This window comes from Bacillus sp. MN7755 (assembly GCF_054771475.1).
The window spans coordinates 13,820-31,778 of sequence record NZ_BTRL01000006.1 but is presented as its reverse complement, the minus strand read 5'-3'; the positions used below and the strand labels follow the sequence as shown (position 1 = coordinate 31,778).

General features: G+C 33.7%; 10 protein-coding genes and 1 pseudogene. 1 reads left to right on the top strand and 10 read right to left on the bottom strand.

Annotated elements, in window-relative coordinates:
* Nucleotides 1-16: 16 nt before the first annotated feature.
* The 7 genes and pseudogenes from ACYVEC_RS04425 to colA form a co-directional block, all read right to left on the bottom strand.
* A complete protein-coding gene (locus ACYVEC_RS04425) occupies nt 17-709 on the bottom strand; it encodes a response regulator (RefSeq protein ID WP_063225198.1) in 693 nt (230 codons plus the stop codon).
* Complete coding sequence (locus ACYVEC_RS04420) at nt 709-2,319, bottom strand: ATP-binding protein (protein ID WP_080468775.1); 1,611 nt, start codon at nt 2,317-2,319, stop codon at nt 709-711. Before ACYVEC_RS04420 ends, ACYVEC_RS04425 begins: the two co-directional genes overlap by 1 nt.
* A 145-nt stretch (nt 2,320-2,464) precedes the next feature.
* Nucleotides 2,465-3,325: a methyl-accepting chemotaxis protein gene (locus ACYVEC_RS04415; RefSeq protein ID WP_371830863.1), complete on the bottom strand. Its 861-nt coding sequence runs from the start codon at nt 3,323-3,325 to the stop codon at nt 2,465-2,467.
* Nucleotides 3,326-3,406: 81 nt separating this feature from the next.
* Nucleotides 3,407-4,441: pseudogene (locus ACYVEC_RS04410) on the bottom strand (HAMP domain-containing protein); the annotation flags it as partial.
* 242 nt (nt 4,442-4,683) lie between these two features.
* Nucleotides 4,684-6,258 carry a flotillin family protein gene (locus tag ACYVEC_RS04405; protein WP_063225201.1) on the bottom strand — a complete coding sequence of 525 codons (1,575 nt, stop codon included), beginning with the start codon at nt 6,256-6,258 and terminating at the stop codon, nt 4,684-4,686.
* Between the two features lie 12 nt (nt 6,259-6,270).
* Nucleotides 6,271-6,819, bottom strand: a complete 549-nt coding sequence (locus tag ACYVEC_RS04400; protein WP_063225202.1) for an NfeD family protein — start codon at nt 6,817-6,819, stop codon at nt 6,271-6,273.
* 397 nt (nt 6,820-7,216) lie between these two features.
* On the bottom strand, nt 7,217-10,114 hold the full coding sequence (colA, locus tag ACYVEC_RS04395) for a collagenase ColA (protein WP_063225203.1): 2,898 nt from the start codon (nt 10,112-10,114) through the stop codon (nt 7,217-7,219).
* A gap of 268 nt (nt 10,115-10,382) precedes the next feature.
* On the opposite strand from colA, the gene opuD reads away from it, so the two are divergent.
* A complete protein-coding gene (gene opuD, locus ACYVEC_RS04390; protein WP_063225204.1) occupies nt 10,383-11,933 on the top strand; it encodes a glycine betaine transporter OpuD in 1,551 nt (516 codons plus the stop codon).
* A 101-nt stretch (nt 11,934-12,034) separates the two neighbouring features.
* Here opuD and ACYVEC_RS04385 read toward each other — a convergent pair whose 3' ends face one another.
* The 3 genes from ACYVEC_RS04385 to yhbH all read right to left on the bottom strand — a co-directional run bounded on the left by ACYVEC_RS04385 (nt 12,035) and on the right by yhbH (nt 17,591).
* Nucleotides 12,035-12,898 (bottom strand): GNAT family N-acetyltransferase, encoded by an 864-nt coding sequence (locus tag ACYVEC_RS04385; protein WP_063225205.1) that lies wholly within the window; start codon nt 12,896-12,898, stop codon nt 12,035-12,037.
* Between the two features lie 155 nt (nt 12,899-13,053).
* On the bottom strand, nt 13,054-16,164 hold the full coding sequence (locus ACYVEC_RS04380) for a leucine-rich repeat domain-containing protein (RefSeq protein WP_460505717.1): 3,111 nt from the start codon (nt 16,162-16,164) through the stop codon (nt 13,054-13,056).
* A gap of 251 nt (nt 16,165-16,415) precedes the next feature.
* Nucleotides 16,416-17,591 carry a sporulation protein YhbH gene (gene yhbH / locus ACYVEC_RS04375; protein ID WP_063225207.1) on the bottom strand — a complete coding sequence of 392 codons (1,176 nt, stop codon included), beginning with the start codon at nt 17,589-17,591 and terminating at the stop codon, nt 16,416-16,418.
* Between the last annotated feature and the right edge of the window lie 368 nt (nt 17,592-17,959).

The following is a 17,959-nucleotide window of genomic DNA, read 5'->3' as shown; positions in this document are numbered from 1 at the left end:
ATCCTCTACTGTTTCTTTATGAAGAAACGAGAAAATACCTTCTTTCTGGTCTCCCGACACTTCCATATGTAAGCTCCGCATGAACTTTCTTTCCTGATATTAAATATTCTAAATAACGCCTCGCTGTTGACCGGCTTACTCCTACCATTGTACTTAACATTTCTGCTGTAATTCCTTCTTCATTCACTGTTAACATATGCTTTTTTATTTTTGCTAAAGTTAAAGGATCTATCCCTTTCGGCGCATATTCTATTTCATTTCCCTTTACACCTCTTTGGGACCATAGATGTTCTATTTGTTCTATAGATAATTGATTATTTTTCTTTAACTGCACAATCTTTTTTTGATAACTTTCCAAACTTGCCTTAAATCGATCAAACATAAGCGGTTTTACGATATAATCTGTTACTCCACCTCGTAAAGCATGCCTCACTACATCTGTTTCCGATGCAGCTGTAATCATAATAATATCTGTATCATGTAAATTATTCCTAATATATGTGACAAGTTCCGTTCCTTGCATATCAGGTAAGTATACGTCTAATAAAACGAGCTGTGGCTTCACAAGATCTAGCCATTCTTTCGCTTGTTCTCCATTCGTTGCTGTTCCAATTACTTTAAATCCCTCAATCTTTTCAGTAAAACGACGATGAATGTCTGCAATTCGAATATCATCTTCTACAATCAATACTTCAATCTCCTCACCCATTACAATTCGCCTCTCTCTTTTGGTAATGCAATAATAAATAATGCACCACCTAAATCCCCTTTTTCGATTGCGATACTTCCATTTAAATCTTCTACTAACTCTTTCACTTTTGCTAATCCATATCCTCTCTTCCCGCCTTCTTTCGTCGAGAAGCCTTTGTAGAATATGCTAGTAATGACTTCATCATGAATCCCTTGGCCCGAATCCTCCACTTCAATTACGATTTCTTCTCCGATATCAGTTACAAACATCCTTACCTTCTTATCATTCTCTTCATTTCTTTCAATCGCTTCAAATGCATTCGTAATTAAATTTCCTAAAATGGAAACGACATAATTACTCTCAATGTGCGGGCTTAATTTGTCTAAACTACTTTCTCGATCTAGCACAAAATCAATCTTCAGCTCTCTTGCTCTATTATAGAATCCAATTAAAATTCCACCTAACCATGGATTTTGAATTCGCTTCATAATAAATTGAACAAAATCTTGATATACCGCTGTTTCCTTATGAATAAGCTCTAAAGCATCCTCATATGATTCTAGCTGAATAAGACCTGAAAGCGTATACAACAAATTGTTATATTCATGCGTTTGCGCTCGTAATGCCTCTGTATATTGCTTCGTCTGAGATAATTCTGCTGTTAACTGATCCATTTCAGATTTCAAACGTAAGCTCGATACAACACCCGTTACTTTATTCTTTACTTTAATAGGTAGACGATTCGCAATCACAGCCTGCCCATTTATATTTAATTGACGATCAAACTGTTCTTCACCAGTTTGAAGTACATCTAGTATCGTTGAATTAGGAATTACATTTAAAATGAATTCTCCAATAATATTGCGTTGTTCATCTAGCGAAAGAATATCATAAGCTGCTTGATTGACTAAACTAATCATGCCCTTTTGATCAATGACAATAATCCCTTCACGTACAGATTGAATCACTGTACTATGCTCTTCATATAAAGATGAAATTTCTTCTGGCTCCATCCCAAACATCATTCTTTTTATACTTCCTGCTAAATACATAGAACCAATTATCCCAATTAAAAGACCTATTATTGTAATCCAAAATACACGCTTTCCATACACTTCTACCGCTCCATGAATATCATCAATTGAAAATCCAACAGACACCACGCCAATAATTTCATTTTCCTGATTACGAATTGGAACTTTGCCGCGTAATGAAGGGCCTAATGATCCAGTTGCTTTCGAAACGTAAGATTTCCCTTCTAATAGAACTCCTTTGTTATCTCCACCAACCATTACTTCTCCTATTTTATCTTTCTTAGGATGTGCATAACGAATCCCTTCTTTATTTCCAACTACAATGAAGTCAGCCTCTGTATCCATTCGAATTTTTTCTGCAATCGGTTGAATGATAGAAGCTGGGTTTTCTTTTTGAAAAGCTTCCTTTATCTCAGGTATAGCAGCAACAGTTTTCGCAACATGTAAAGCTCGTTTCCCAATTTGCTCTTCTACTGTTTCAGACAATATGTAATAGAATAAATAACTCGTTAACAGAAGTACAACAAGAATAAGTGTACTAATAGTTAATGTGACTCTCGGCTGTAGTTTTAATTTTTTTAATTTCAAAACCATTCCCCTAACATAAATAAAGATGGAATTTAAAGAAAATACAGTTTTTTTACTCAATCATAACACGGTTACTGTATATTTCTTAATTTTTATCTTCATAAAAAAAGAAACGAAGTACAATTACTACTTCGTTTCTTAACATTTGTGATTACACTTTAAATTTCCCAATCATTTCTTGCAATTCTTCTGCCATTTGCGATAAATGAACTGATGCTGCATTGATTTCATCTACTGAAGCTAATTGTTCTTCTGAAGAACCAGCAATATTTTGAACGCTTGCTGCATTTTCTTCAATCGTAGCTGCAATTTCATTAATAGATGCACTAACTTGTTTTGCATCTACCGTCATTTGTTTCGCTACTTCTACCATACTATCAATTTGTAGAACTGTATCGTCTGTAGACTTCAATATTTCAGCAAAGCTTTGCTTCGTTTCATTTGCAACTACAAGTCCTGATTGTACTTCTGTCCCAACTTGCTTCATAGAGCTTACTGTTTCTTTTATGTCAAATTGTATCTCTTTTACTAGTTTTCCAATTTCCGTAGAAGACTGTCCTGATTGTTCAGCTAGCTTTCGCACTTCATCTGCTACAATTGCAAATCCTCTTCCTTGCTCTCCAGCTCTCGCAGCCTCAATTGCAGCATTTAATGCTAATAAATTTGTCTGCTCTGCAATATGTTGAATCACCTCAAGGATTGCTCCAATTTGTTTCGACTTATCATCTAACAAAACAATAACTTTATCTGATTGTGAAACCGACTCATGGATTAATTGCATTTGATTCACAGTTTGTTCAACTAACTTTCCACCATCTTCAGCCTTTTTCTTCGTATACATAGATGCTGTGGATACTAATGAAGAACTATCTGCAACACGCTGAATTCCTTCTGTAACTTCTTCTAATAATGTTGCGCCTTCTTCAACTTCTTTCGTTTGTATTTCCGATCCACTCGACACTTGCTCTATTGCCTGTGTAATTTGTTCCGTCGCTTCACTTGTCTGCTTCATGCTAGCTGTTAATTCTTCTGAAGATGCTGCTACATGACCTGCTGAAGTATTTATATTAGAAATGACATGATGTAATGATGCCGCCATCTCGTTAAAGCTTTCTCCTAGCTGCCCAATTTCATCTTTAGAATGAACTGTAATTGTTTCTGTTAAATCACCTTCACTAATCTTTTTCGATGATATAACAAGTTGTTTTAACGGACTAATAATAGAAGCAATTATGAAGTAAATTAAAATCCCGCCAATTATTAATGAAATACCAATAACAGTTAGCGTTTTATAGAAAATAGGGTTAGCTGCTTCGATAATTTCTTTGGAAGGCATAATCCCTGCTATTTTCCATCCAGTCTGCTTATTTGTTATAAAGGTAACATTGCGATCATCACTATCAAGTTTGAATTTAAAATCACCTGTTTCCTGTTTGTACAATTCCTTCTCAAGTTTTTCTTCTATTTTGTCACCTGGCTTCATCGTCGGATGCGCTATTACATTTTTAGATTGGTCGAAGATTGCTACATATCCTTTTTTACCGATATTGACCATTTTTGAAGTATTTACAATATCATTAATAATTAAATCAATACCGAGAACACCACTTTTATCCTCATTTTGTTTTGCTATCGTAATAACAATATTCCCTGTTGTAGTTGATTTATATGGGGCTGTGATAACCACTTCTCCGCTTTTTTTCGCTGCTTCTTTATACCAATCTCTTTCGGTAGGATTATACCCATCTGGCATTTGAATAGACGGTGATTGAATAAATTGTCCAGTACTAGATCCCGTATAAATCGCTTCTATTTCTGGATGTAATTTATTATATTCTTCTAATTTATTTTGCACATTTTGAAGCTGATCCGTTCCATAACTTACTCCATTAAATAACTTTGTAAAATATACTGCGTCTACCTTTTTACCGTCTATCTCTTTGTTAATAACATTATTTAAAATCTTTACGTTATCTTCCGCTGATTGTAAAATTGTTTCATTAAAGTTTGTCTTCGCTTGTTGATAAGACGTCCAACCAATTACAATACTTGGAAGAATTAAAACAATAACAAATGATATAAGTAACTTTGCTTTTAAACTACTTCTCCTTAATTTCCCTTGAAGCATATTTCTACCCCTCCATACCGTTTTAAATGTAATTATCTTACATTTAATTTCTTTATATAAATTATACGATTAAGATGTATCAACTCTTTGTCTCTTTTTCTATTAAAGAATTAATACATACCCTTTTCATTCTATATAAATTAAATAATTAAAACAATATATAAAAATGTATATTATTCTAAATATTATAATTCAGAGAAGAACCTCTAGTATCTCACTTACTAGAGGTTCTTCCCACTTTACTATTCTTTACCTTTTTCTACTTCTTTTTTCTCATCTTCTACTACAGATACAACAGGTTTATCATTTGATAATTGTTGTACCGCTCCCTTTCCTGCAAATCCTTCTAATAACTCTTTTAGGTCAATGCCAGAAGAAGCTTTTAATGTTTCTTGCATCGTCGCCATTAAATCAGTCGCATAACCCGCAACTTTTCCAGCGCCGCTATTTTTACCACCGCCGCCTGTATCAACAACTGTAATTTTATCAATGTTGCTAAGTGGGCTTGCAATTTCTTTCGCATAACTTGGAAGCATTTTAAGTACCATATCCATAATTGCCGCTTGGCCATATAATTCAAATGCCTCTGCAATTTTTTGTTTCGCTTCTGCTTCCGCTAAACCTTTTAATCTGATAACATCGGCTTCTGCTGTACCTTGTGCTTTTTGTACTTCCGCTTTCGCTTGACCTTGCGCTTTCTCAATTTCCGCCTTCGCTAAACCTTCTACACGTACTTCTTCTGCACGTGCTCTCGCTTCTGCTTCAATCTTATATTGATCCGCATCTGCCTTTTTAATTTGTTTTACTTTTTCAGCTTCAGCTGATTGCTCAACAGCATAACGATCTGCATCTGCCTTTTTCTTTACTTCTGCATCGTATTGCTTTTCACGACGCGCAATCTCTTTTTCTTCTAACTCAATTTGCTTTTCACGCTCAATGATTTTAACGCGCATTTGCTCTTCTGTTACACCTTGTTGCGCTTTCGCTTGTTGTAATTCATAAGAAAGATCCGCGTCTGCGCGAGCTTGTTCTTGTTCTCTCTTATAAGATTGTACTTTTAGTTCTTTATGTTTTTCAGCTTCAGCAATCTGTGCATCACGTTGGTATTCAGCTTCTTTCGCTTCTTTCTCAGCGCGAGCTTTTTCAATACGTGCTTCCTTTTCACGCTCTGCATTCGCAATTGTTGCATCACGCTTAACTGTCGCAATTTGCGGCTGACCAAGTGCATCTAAGTAACCGTTCTTATCCATGATTTCTTTAATTGTAAAGGAAACGATGCGAAGACCCATCTTCTTTAAATCTGTAGAAGCTACTTCATGCACCTTTTGAGCAAATTGCTCTCTATTACTATACGCATCTTCTACTGTCATAGAAGATAAGATAGCACGAAGATGCCCTTCTAAAACTTCTTTTGCTTCTATTTTTAACTCTTCCGTTTCTTTTCCTAGATATTGTTCAGCTGCTGTGGAAACTTCTTCAATTGTTGATCCTACTTTAATAATAGAAACACCGTTTACTGTAATTGGTACACCTTGTTTTGTATACGTATCACGTGTTCCGACTTCTAACTTGTAGTTTAATAGGCTTAAAGGCTCTGCTCTTTGCATAATCGGAACTACGAAAGTACCGCCACCGCGAATAATCTTAATCTTCTTTCCATCATCCGTGGTAACAACATTTTTCCCGCCACCAAGCCAATTACCTGTAACAATTAACGCTTCATCTGGTCCAACTGTTCGATACTTCGTAATGAATACTAAAATGAGTAGAATTAAAATTGCGAGTAAAACTCCACCAATAATTAATGGAATCGTCATGTAAATTCCCCCTTATAATTTTGGTTTTTTTAAAGAATAAGCGATGTTTTGTACAAGCAAAACACCATCTTGGACTCCCTCGATAATAACCTCAGTTCCTTGTGAAATATCTTTTTTTCCAACTGTTTTAGCTGGAATTGCATTACTTCCAAATTGGGAAGAGATTAATACTTCACCAAATCCTTCTGTCGGAATTGTCGTAATGACTTCTCCCTTACAACCAACGAATTCATCCATACGTTGCACAGTATTTTGTTCTGCTTCTGCAATCGGCTTTAAAATTAGTATTTTCATTATGAATACACCAATAAAAGATATAGCAAATGCAGCCCCGAAAATAAGAATACTATTAAAGGAAAATAAATATTCTCCTATATAACTAAGTCCACATAACATGGCGAAAAAACTAAGTAATAAAGTAACAACGGATACCGATCCGCCTCCAAAACTAAATATGGATTCAAATATATCTCCAAAAAAGATATAAATCACAGTAAGTATAGTAGCAATAATAAATCCATATAAATAAATTGTCTCAAGTGGATAACCAAACAAAACCATTTCTTATCCCCCTCTCTTAAACAATCCTTTTTTGTTATGTGTATGCCCCACCTCTTCCAAAGATTATCGTTCTTAATTTTCAGTTATTTACCTTTTAAAGAAAAGCCTGCAGTACAGGCCTCTAAAAAAGAACAGGAGAAACCTATTGTGACAGGCTCCTCCTAGAAAATAACCGATATATTATATATCTATATAATATACTATTTTCCACAAAAAGTAAAGTTAAACATACATTGGAAAAGCACTTATTTTACCCCGCATTAACGGGCAGTAAAACTCCCACTTCAAAATTCGGTGAATTCGAGGAAGTTAAGCGAGAGATAACTGCCCGTAAAAGCCCGATTGGTGTGGGCTAATAATCAGTGGGGGATGAACAGAACCCCCACTGATTAAAGGTTCACTTTACTGATAATTCGTAAGTTCCATCGCCATTATCATATTTATATACATACAAGTAATACTTACCTGGTTTTGCATTAAAGTTTGCCTCTATATAATTTCCATTTGCTTGACCGTAAGCAGCATAATTTTGCATATCTGATTCATGGTGAAGTACCCATGTCATCCCGATTCCATACTCATTTAAAACGGAAATATCGATATCTTTGGCTGATGCTACATTAAATGTATAAACATCAGTGTGATCTCCGCCGATAAGGCTACCTTTTATAGTAGTGTTTAGCCCAATACGATTTGCTTCCTCTGGACGATTATTTGGTTCTGATTCTGTTAAACTTCCATCTTTAACCGTGACAGTTGTTTCGCTTCTGCTCTCTTTCCCTTTATCATCTTTTACTATTAACGCTACTTTATATGAACCTTCTCTTTCATATACATGTACTGGATTTACTTCTGCACTTGTGCTTCCATCTCCAAAGTCCCATAAATAAGAAACGATTTTTCCATCTTCATCTTTTGAGCCATCACTTTTAAATTGAATACCTTCTTTTACAAGCCCATGATAAGGGCCATTTATATTAATCGTTGGAGCTTTATTTTCTCCGTCATCTTTTTCGATACCGTGAAAGACTACATCATATTCAAATTGATTTGAGCTATTTACACGGTAATTGACGAAGTATGCTGTAACAGTTTTGTAGCCACTCCATTCTTTTTGCGCCAGTTGTTCTAAAGCTTCATTTACTTTCTTACTCATTGCGTTCCAATCTTCTGACTCACCTTTTGTTACACTACCTGTAAACGTGCCTTCTAATGTAAATGTATTAAAGAATTGGGAGCTATGTTTTGTCATTTTTGCATCTTTCATCGGTAGCGTATCACTAATTTCTTTCTTCACTTCTGTTAATGATTTCGGTGCATGTTCAGCTAAATAATCATCTGCTACTTCCGGTACATTATATTTATCTTGATTATCGATTAGCTGCTGCATATACTCTTGATACTCTTTATTTAGTTTAGGATCTTTACTTAAAGTTTCACGATATACATCATAATTTTTCACGTCATTTGCACGAATTAAATCTTGAATTTTATCAAACGTTTCAAATTGATGTGTATATAAGTAAGACTGTAATGCAAATGAGTAGTTATAGAAATCCCAAGAGCCATATTTAGCAAATAATGTTCGCTCTGCTGTATAACGGCTTGCAGGATCAGATGATAATCCACTAATGATGCTCTTTCTCGGTACTACGTTATTTGTACGAGTAGATCCTGCGAAAAATTCTGCATTCCCTTCTTGGAACCAAGTTAATCTTTCATTTTGATACATATCTCCTCTTCCAAATAAACCTGGTACTTCATATCTCCCTTGCAAATAATGAGTAAACTCATGACGGAATAACTCTTCTAAACTATAAATACTTTGCTCTGGCGTACGCTCATATGTAAAAAATGTTCCTGTTTCTTCAATATAAATTCCACCGTTGTTTGTTTCATATCCATAAAGTTGTCTATTTAACTGGTACTCCTCTGGACTGTTATAAATTACTATCGTTAATACATCATCTGCATTTCCTGGCTCTAACGCTTTGTCATTTCCAATTACACGATGATACTGCGCTTTTACTTCCTTCGCAGCCCAGTATAATCTCTTAATTTTTTCTTCTGATACTTTATCTCCTGTTTTAAACACAATAGATCCATCGTCGAATGTGTACGTTTTTGGTAAGTATTGCTCTTTTCCTTCTTTACGTATTTTCTCTAAATCTACTGTATTCCCGCTATAATCTTTTCCATTATAATTTGTTGTAATTTGTTCTACTGCGACAAAATACGGTTCACTTAACCGCGGATACATATGCATTGCTTGTGTTACAACTTCTAATCCTTTATTTGGATTGCTATGAAACTTCCCTAAACGACTAGCAAAGTAAATTCCATTATTAACGAGCCACTTATTTTCTGGTGTTACTTCATTTAAAAGAGCAATACGATTTATTTCATTAATAAACCCATCTACTTTCCCATACCACATCGTTTCATTCGCTTCTTTACGAGCCTCAATTAAGTAAGACTGTATATCATAGTCAATACCTTGCATAATATCGTATATTGCTTGTCCCTTCATTCGATCATTTACATAGTTAGTAAAATTATCATTGTATTGCTTTAAAATATTCGATGCGTATTGCACTGTTTCCACATCACTTGATGCATTACTAATTAATTTACCGTACGCAGATACGACTGTATCTTGTTCAGCTGTACCAAGCTTAAAGTTTGGATTTTTTGCAATTGCTTTTAAAGCAGGTAAGCATTTGTCCTGGAAGCTTCTTTCATTTAATTCACTTAATTCGTTATTATAAAATGCCAGATAAAAAGCTGAACGTAACACTTCCGTAAACGTTTGAATTCCTTTTGAATCATCTTTCGTAAATGAATTCCCTCTATGAGCTAATTCATCTATAATGACTTGCACTTTCCTTTTGTCTTTATAAAAAGCCTTTGTATCTTCATTAAACTGGAATAAGTCTGTAATTTGGTGCCACTTAATACTCCCTAACGTTTCAACTAATTCTTGATCATTCATTTTGTTTAAATCAGCCATTGAATAGCTTTCTTTAACTTGTTTTACTGCTACTTTCTTCATAGTAGATGCTGGTCGCTGTGAAAAATCTCCTACTTTTAAACGTTCTTGAAATGATAATGTTTCATCAACTTTTGAAATATGTCCAACTTCATCTACGTGCTTTTCAATTCCAACCGGTTTTGTTTTCAACACATTATAAGGTACTTTTTCTTCTGCAGATGCATGAGTTTGAAGTGCCCCTAACGATAAAGCCATTGTACTAATACTAAGCATCACTTTATTGATTTTTGATTTCTTGTTCATATCCTTGCCCCCTATTCAAATATTCCATTCACGAATTTAACATAAAATCTGGATACAACAATATAAAATGCAATATTTCATATTATTTCTCCCCATATTTTGTACATATCGTGAACAACCTTACCTTTATCTAACCTCCAATAGTTATGAATCTATAGCGATTAAACTGCCCTTTTACACGTGTTAAAAAACGAATTTTTTGACAATTAAACCTTTAATTGTTATGGTTAATATAATTGTTAACTTTATTAAACAAGGGTGGGATTCTATGATAAAAAAAGAAAATAGTGTATTTTATATCTCCATCTTGCTTACAACATTATTCATCATATGGGGAATTACCCCGGCAAGTTGGATACAAGGCTATGATTTACAAAGTGTTACATCTTCCTTAAACTCGTTTATCCTCAATAAATTTGGATGGTTTTACTCTTTACTTATGACCGCAATGATTATTTTAGCTACTTATTTAGCATTTTCTAAGTACGGTTCCATTCGTCTTAGTAAAGATGGAGAAAAACCAAAGTATAGTTATCCATCTTGGTTATCTATGTTGTTTGGAGCAGGAATGGGAATCGGACTCCTCTTTTATGGAATCACTGAACCGATTTCACATTTTACAGATCCATTAACAGGAAAAGCAGGCACAGAAGAAAGCGCCAAGCTCGCTATGCAATATTCATTTTTCCACTGGGGTCTCTTTCCGTGGGCACTATACGCAATGGTTGCTTTAACAATTGCATATTTCACATTCCGCAAACAAAAAGGTAGCACAATTGGTGCTACAGTTACTCCATTATTTAATCGATCGAAAAATTCTCCTATCGGAAAAACAGTCGATATTTTAGCTGTTTTAGCCACAGTATTCGGTATTGTGCCATCTGTTGGGATTGGTGCTCAACAAATCGCCGGAGGATTAAGCTATTTATTCCCTTCTATTCATAACACTTTACTTACACAGCTCGTACTGATCGCCATCTTCGCTGTCTTATATTTAACAAGTGCACAAACTGGCTTAGATCGTGGGATTAAATATTTGAGTAACTTAAATTTCTCTCTTGCAGGTATTTTACTCGTCTCTTTTTTACTTTTAGGACCAACTGTATTTATTATGAAATATTTCACATCTACACTCGGTTCTTATATCGGAGCTTTACCTAGTATGGGATTAAATTTAGGAGCATTTAATGAAAAATCTTCTTCTTGGATTGAAAACTGGACTATTTTCTATTGGGGATGGTGGATTTCTTGGTCTCCATTCGTCGGTACATTCATCGCCCGTATTTCTAAAGGGCGCACAATAAAAGAATTTATCTTTGGAGTTGTATTAGTCCCAACTCTCATCTGTACATTTTGGTTTGCAGTATTTGGCGGCACTGCTATCCATATGGAAATGTTCCAATCGCTTGGCATAGCTGATGAAATCGCAAAAAACGGGACAGAGATTGGATTATTCGCTGTTATTTCACACCTACCATTCTCTACATTTTTAACAATTATCGGATTAATTTTAGTAGCCACATTTTTCGTTACTTCTGCCGACTCGGCAACATTTGTTGTTTCTATGCAAACGAGTAATGGAAGCTTATCACCGAAAAATAGTTTGAAACTTATATGGGGATTAACAATCGCGATAATTGCAGCTATTTTATTGCAAGCTGGAGGATTAAACGCCCTACAAATTGCAGCTATAATCGCAGCACTACCATTTTCTATCGTAGTCGTTCTTATGGTTATTTCACTCTTTAAAGAGCTGCGAAAAGAAGATATTAATTCACAAACGAAAGAAGTCTCTCAAAAAATAAAAAAGGTTATGTAACGATTAGCACCTCAAATTACTTCTAAATCCGTAATAACTGAGGGAAAAGTAGATTAATAAAACCCATTCGTATGAAATATAATTTTCATACGAATGGGTTTTCACTCTATTATATAGTGTTGTAAACATGCCTTCTCCTCAAATCCTACTTTCTTGTACAATTTCATCGCACGATCATTATTCGGATTCAAACATAATTCTATCTCCTTCATTCCTTGGAAGGAGAAAATATACTGAATTGCCTTTTGTAATAACCGCTCTCCGACACCTTTTCTTCTACTATTTTCAGCGGTTGCAATAAATTCGATATTCGCTTCTTGAAACTCTGGATTTACTTCCACATATACATAACCTTCTAATTTATCATTCTTCATACTTACAAATAATTTATTCGTATTACTTAAACGTTCAATAATTTCATTTCCTTCATAATATGTATTAGGAAACACATGATTGTGTAAAGCGATAAACTGCTCAAACACTTGTGGTAAAGCCTCTTCTACATTACATACAATACGTTTCCCCACAATATTATTTAAAATGAGAATACTATGTCGATCTTGTTCTTTAGCATGTAAATCTTTCATTAAACGGGCACAATTATTATTTTCCACATGATAAAAACCATGAAATCTTTCAATATGAAAAGGCATTTTTTCTAAAAGCTCCTTCCACATATGTAAAGCAACTTCCTTCCAATCGTTTGCAATAATAAACGGTCCCCATATTTCTGCACATTTCTTTACTTCATCCACATCAAATCCTAATACACCAATTATTTTATTGTCCTCATAAGTAACAACAAAGGATCCTTCCCAACCTATATCAGAAAAATCATGAAGAATTGTATGTAATAACTCCGCTTTCTCATCTCCACAATAACCAACATGATGAATAGCATCTTTATTCATACTTGCAATAAATGATGCTACTTCTTCAACTTTTGAAATTGAACTAACATACATAACCTCTCCTCCTTCTCTAATACATTTACACATTTTCCATTTATATCCTTCTAAAAAAGACATTATCATAACCCTATTTCAAAATGAAATCGCCATGGTAATGTCTTCTCAAAAATTTGTAAAATATGTTACTTAATCATAAGATACTAAATTATTTATTTCTTAAATAATTTTTTTCTAAATACAAACATACTCAGTGCAGATAAAACGATTGCTAGTCCAGAAAGTAAAGATACGTTACTCTCTTGCCCACCCGTTGCAGCTAAAGTGTTTTTACTCTCTTCTTTTTTATTATCCACTTGTTTATTAGATGCATTCTCTTTCGCTGTTTGATTAATTTCTTTTAGTTGTTTTTCTACCACTGGTTTAGTTGCTTCTTCTTTCGTACTTTCTTCTACCACTGGCTTAGTTGTTTCTTCTTTCGTACTTTCTTCTACCACTGGCTTAGTTGTTTCTTCTTTTGGCTTCTCTTCTACCACTGGCTTAGTTGTTTCTTCTTTCGTACTTTCCTCTACTACTGGCTTAGTTGTTTCTTCTTGCTTCTCTTCCACCACTGTTTTACTTGTTTCTTCTTTTGGTTTTTCCTCTGCCACTGGTTTACTTGCTTCTTCTTTTGGTTTTTCTTCTACCACTGTTGCACTTGTTTCTTCTTCTTGCTTCTCTTCTTCCACTGGCTTAGTTGTTTCTTCTTTTGGCTCAATTTTATCTACAACGTTTTGTATGACTTCTCCACTAAACCAAATACCTAACCCCAAATAATCATTTCCATCAAACGTAAACTCATATACTTTCTCCCCTGGCGTGCTCCAAGTGATTGTACCTTCTTCTTCATTAATAATTCCGCCTTCACTTTTCAGTGTAATATCCTCAAGTGGTACTCCTTCTACATCATGAACAGGGATCTTCACAGCTTCGTTCACTTGCACATCATCTAAAGTAATTCTCTGTCTTCTAATATCCATTGTACTCCACTGAGATAATTGTATAATCGGCCTAATGTCACGAATCTCATTACCAGGTAACTTTAAACCAATTAAATCTAGCATCGAAGCAAAAATAGAAATATTTTGAATTTTATTATCAGATAAATCTAACCACTGTAAATTTTTCAATTTACTTAATGGAGTTATATCTACTACTTTATTCCCTACCAATTCAAGTTCGTTCAACATACTTATTTCACTGATCGCTTCTACATTGCTAATCTCATTATGATTTAATTTTAATACATCCAATTTCTTCAACTGATGTATTTCTTGTAGTGACGTATCAGTAAGTTTATTATTAGATACATTTAAATTTTTCAACGCACTTAATGTAAACAACGGTTTAATATCCGTCACATCATTTCCACTTATATCTATTTTTTCAAGCTTATCTAATTTTGAAAGTGGTTCAATATTTTCAATTTGATTTGAAGTTAATTTCACAGTCTTCAAGTTTCTCAAATTCGAGATAAAATCTACATTTTTCAGCTCAACATTATCTAGAACCAACTCTTCTATGTTTGTCATATATTCTAGACCAGAAATATCAGTGATGCCTTGATTTTTTCCATCAACTATTTTTAATGATTTAATTTGTAATAAATCTTCTTTTGTTATAGATGATTCTAAGTTCGTTCTTCCTAAACCATTTTTATTAATGAATTTTTGTAAATTTTTATCTTGAATAATATTTATATCTTCATGTTTTTCAACGATGTTTTGGTATACTGTTCCATTAAATCGTATTTGGCTTTCAGCAGAATCTGTTTCTAATTTAAATTCATATACTTTTTCTCCTGTACTATTCCATTTAACAGATCCGTTATTAAGCGTTCCTTCCTCGCCCTGCCATCTAATATTTTGAACTATTTCACCATTTGAATCGTATATAGGAATTTTTATATCTTCATTTACTACTCCATCACTTAAAAAGATTTTTTGTCGCTGAAGTTTAATAGGAACCCTTTTCCCTAATTCTTTCACTGGTCTAATGTCACGAATTTCATTTGCTATTAAATTCAAAGCATATAAATTATTTAATTTACTAATTGGTGAAATATCAGAAATATAATTTTGCTCTAAATCTAACGATTGTAACTGTTCCATATTTGCTAATGGTGTTAGATCTCTTATTTCAGCATTTGCAACTTCTAGTTCAACAAGATTTGTCATTTTACCAATTTCCGTCAAATTATCAATATAATTATTCCCTATCCATAACAAGCGTAAATTATCTAATTTCTCAAGACCTGTCAGATCACTGATTTTATTATTACTTAAATATAATTTAGTTACAGAGTCCATTGAAAATAACGGCTTAATATCTGTAATTTCATTTCCAATCAAATCTAATACTTTTACTTTTTTCAACTGACTTATTGGTGATAAATCACTAATTTTATTATCTCGTAAAGTTAAGGTTTGCAGTTTCTCTAGTTTAGAAATAGGTTCAATATTTTCGATTGGATTCAAATATAATTTCAGCTTTTTTAAATTTTTAAAAGCTGATATTGGCGATATATCTTTTACATTAGACTCATGTAATTCAAACTCCTCTAGATTCACCATATATTGCAAACCATCTAAACTCTCAATACCTTTTCCTAAGTACACCTTTAACTCTTTAATTTGTGCTGCGTCTTCCTCAGTAATAGGCGCATTTATATCTGCTCGTTGTAAAACACTTTTATTAATATATTGTTGTAATTTATTATCAGATATTATGTTTTTTACTTGTTGTTGCTCTTCTTTTTTCTCTTTCGATTCTTCTACAGTGTTATTTCCTGCATGAATTGTATTTACTTCAAACTGCACTTGATATTTTTCATCATATCCCATAGATGGAATGAAAATATGCATTTGCATTTTATATCTTTTTCCTAGTTCTCCAATTTCAAACTGAATCACTTTTGTCCCATTTTTCCTCTTATCTTCTGATAGTACTTTGACATCATGGAAAGTACCAGGATTTTGACTATCTTCTACCTTAAGGTATTGGAAAAAATCACTATCATTTAGCGTAGCTTTTACAATTTTTTTACCGTTCTCAATTGTTACTTTTGGTTCTTTTATATACGTTGTAGCTCGTGATTCTTCATTTGTTTTCTCATTATATGCTTTTAAAACAACATCATACGTTCCATCCTTTACAATATGCCCAGCTTTATTTACTTCACTTACTACAGCTGCCAATGCCGGCGTAGAATATGTAGCAAATGGCAACGATAATGTCGCCGCTATTAACATTGCATTTATATGTTTTCTTTTATTATTTTTCACTTTAAACTTTCCTCCAAGTTATATAAATTGTAATTTCTTAACATATTAATTTTTGGTTATTATCTCCAAAACAGATATTACTCCAATAAAGGTGACCACTCATTAACATCTAATTTATTTTCTTTTCAACTTTACATCTCCTCCAAAATATATCAATCAAAATGTAATCACATCTCGAATAAATGATAATAATTTTCATTGTCAACTAGGAAAATAAAAAGTTTACAAAAAAATAACCCCTTTTAAAGGGGTTATGCCATTTTCTCTCCAGCTTCTTCTCTAAAGAAGCTCTTCATCGCATGGAATACATCTGCTTTTTGCTTTAAAATATAATATCTGAAATTTTCATCTTTAATATTTTTATAGGCTGACATGAGGGTACTATGGCGGTTGTACTGGTTCACTTCCCCATATCCAAACATATTACACTTCTTCATTAACTCTTCAACAAGCTTTACACATCTAGCATTATCTGATGTTAAATTATCACCGTCTGAAAAATGGAATGGATAAATATTATAGCGGTCTGGTGAGTATTTATTATCAATTAGCTCGAGTGCTTTTTTGTATACAGAAGAACATATTGTTCCACCACTTTCTCCTTTTGAGAAAAATTCTTCTTCTGTAACTACTTTCGCTTCTGTATGATGGGCAATAAATTCAATATCTACTGTTTCATACTTTGTGCGTAGAAATCTCGTCATCCAGAAAAAGAAGCTACGTGCCATATATTTCTCCCATATTCCCATTGACCCACTCGTATCCATCATTGCTAATACAACCGCTTTAGAATCTGGCTTTAACACTTCATTCCAAGTGCGGAACTTTAAATCTTCTTGATGAATTGGATGGAAGGATGCTTTACCACGCATCGCATTTCGTTTATATGCGGATATCATCGTTCTTTTCTTATCGATGTTGCCCCATAATCCTGTTTTTCTAATATCATTAAATTCAACATGTTCAATCCGATTTTCATCTATTTCTTTTCTCTTCAAATTAGGCAGTTCTAACTCTTTGAAAAACGCTTGCTCTAATTCTAGAATAGAAACTTCAGCTTCATAATAATCTTCTCCAGCTGAATCTCCTGCCCCTTGCCCTTTTCCTGGTCCTTTTTGTTTTTGACCACCTGATCCATCTCTCGCAACGACATCACCAACTTTGCTGTCACCATTTCCTTGCCCAACGTGTTTGTTTTTATCATAATTGTACCTAATCTTATATTCATCTAAAGAACGAATTGGTATTTTTACAACATCCTTACCATTAGACATAACAATGCTTTCTTCTGTTACAAGATCGGGTAAATTATTCTTAATTGCCTCTTGTACTTTTTCTTGATGGCGTTGTTGGTCGTCATATCCTTTGCGATGGAGGGACCAGTTTTCCTGTGAAATCGTATAATTTGGTTGATTTTCTTCACCCATTTCTTTCCCTCCTTACTGTAATTGTCTTCCTATATGAACAGCAAGCTAAAAATTTTGTTTTATACTGTGCCAGCTAGAATGAAAGGTAACTGCCCATCGAAAATCATCCCATAAACATATATAACGTTTTTCATATAATACTCCGAGCATCCTAAACAAAATTTTGCCACTCACATAATAGAAATGACATTTAACCGTCGATAAGAAAGAAACACAATGCATTGTTGCACACATTTTCACTTTGCAACATATTGTATTGTGTTGGCTTTTTTCGTATGAATGGTTGGTTACTCTATCATATGCATATTGTAAAAATAATTGACAATAAATTCATAAAATTGCATCTTAATTTATTATATTTGGACAAG

Excerpts from the sequence above, each read along its gene's own strand:
- ACYVEC_RS04425 (WP_063225198.1), bottom strand. The coding sequence starts at position 709 with ATGGGTGAGGAGATTGAAGTATTGATTGTAGAAGATGATATTCGAATT.
- ACYVEC_RS04420 (WP_080468775.1), bottom strand. The coding sequence starts at position 2,319 with ATGGTTTTGAAATTAAAAAAATTAAAACTACAGCCGAGAGTCACATTA.
- ACYVEC_RS04415 (WP_371830863.1), bottom strand. The coding sequence starts at position 3,325 with ATGAAGCAGACAAGTGAAGCGACGGAACAAATTACACAGGCAATAGAG.
- ACYVEC_RS04405 (WP_063225201.1), bottom strand. The coding sequence starts at position 6,258 with ATGACGATTCCATTAATTATTGGTGGAGTTTTACTCGCAATTTTAATT.
- ACYVEC_RS04400 (WP_063225202.1), bottom strand. The coding sequence starts at position 6,819 with ATGGTTTTGTTTGGTTATCCACTTGAGACAATTTATTTATATGGATTT.
- colA (WP_063225203.1), bottom strand. The coding sequence starts at position 10,114 with ATGAACAAGAAATCAAAAATCAATAAAGTGATGCTTAGTATTAGTACA.
- opuD (WP_063225204.1), top strand. The coding sequence starts at position 10,383 with ATGATAAAAAAAGAAAATAGTGTATTTTATATCTCCATCTTGCTTACA.
- ACYVEC_RS04385 (WP_063225205.1), bottom strand. The coding sequence starts at position 12,898 with ATGTATGTTAGTTCAATTTCAAAAGTTGAAGAAGTAGCATCATTTATT.
- yhbH (WP_063225207.1), bottom strand. The coding sequence starts at position 17,591 with ATGGGTGAAGAAAATCAACCAAATTATACGATTTCACAGGAAAACTGG.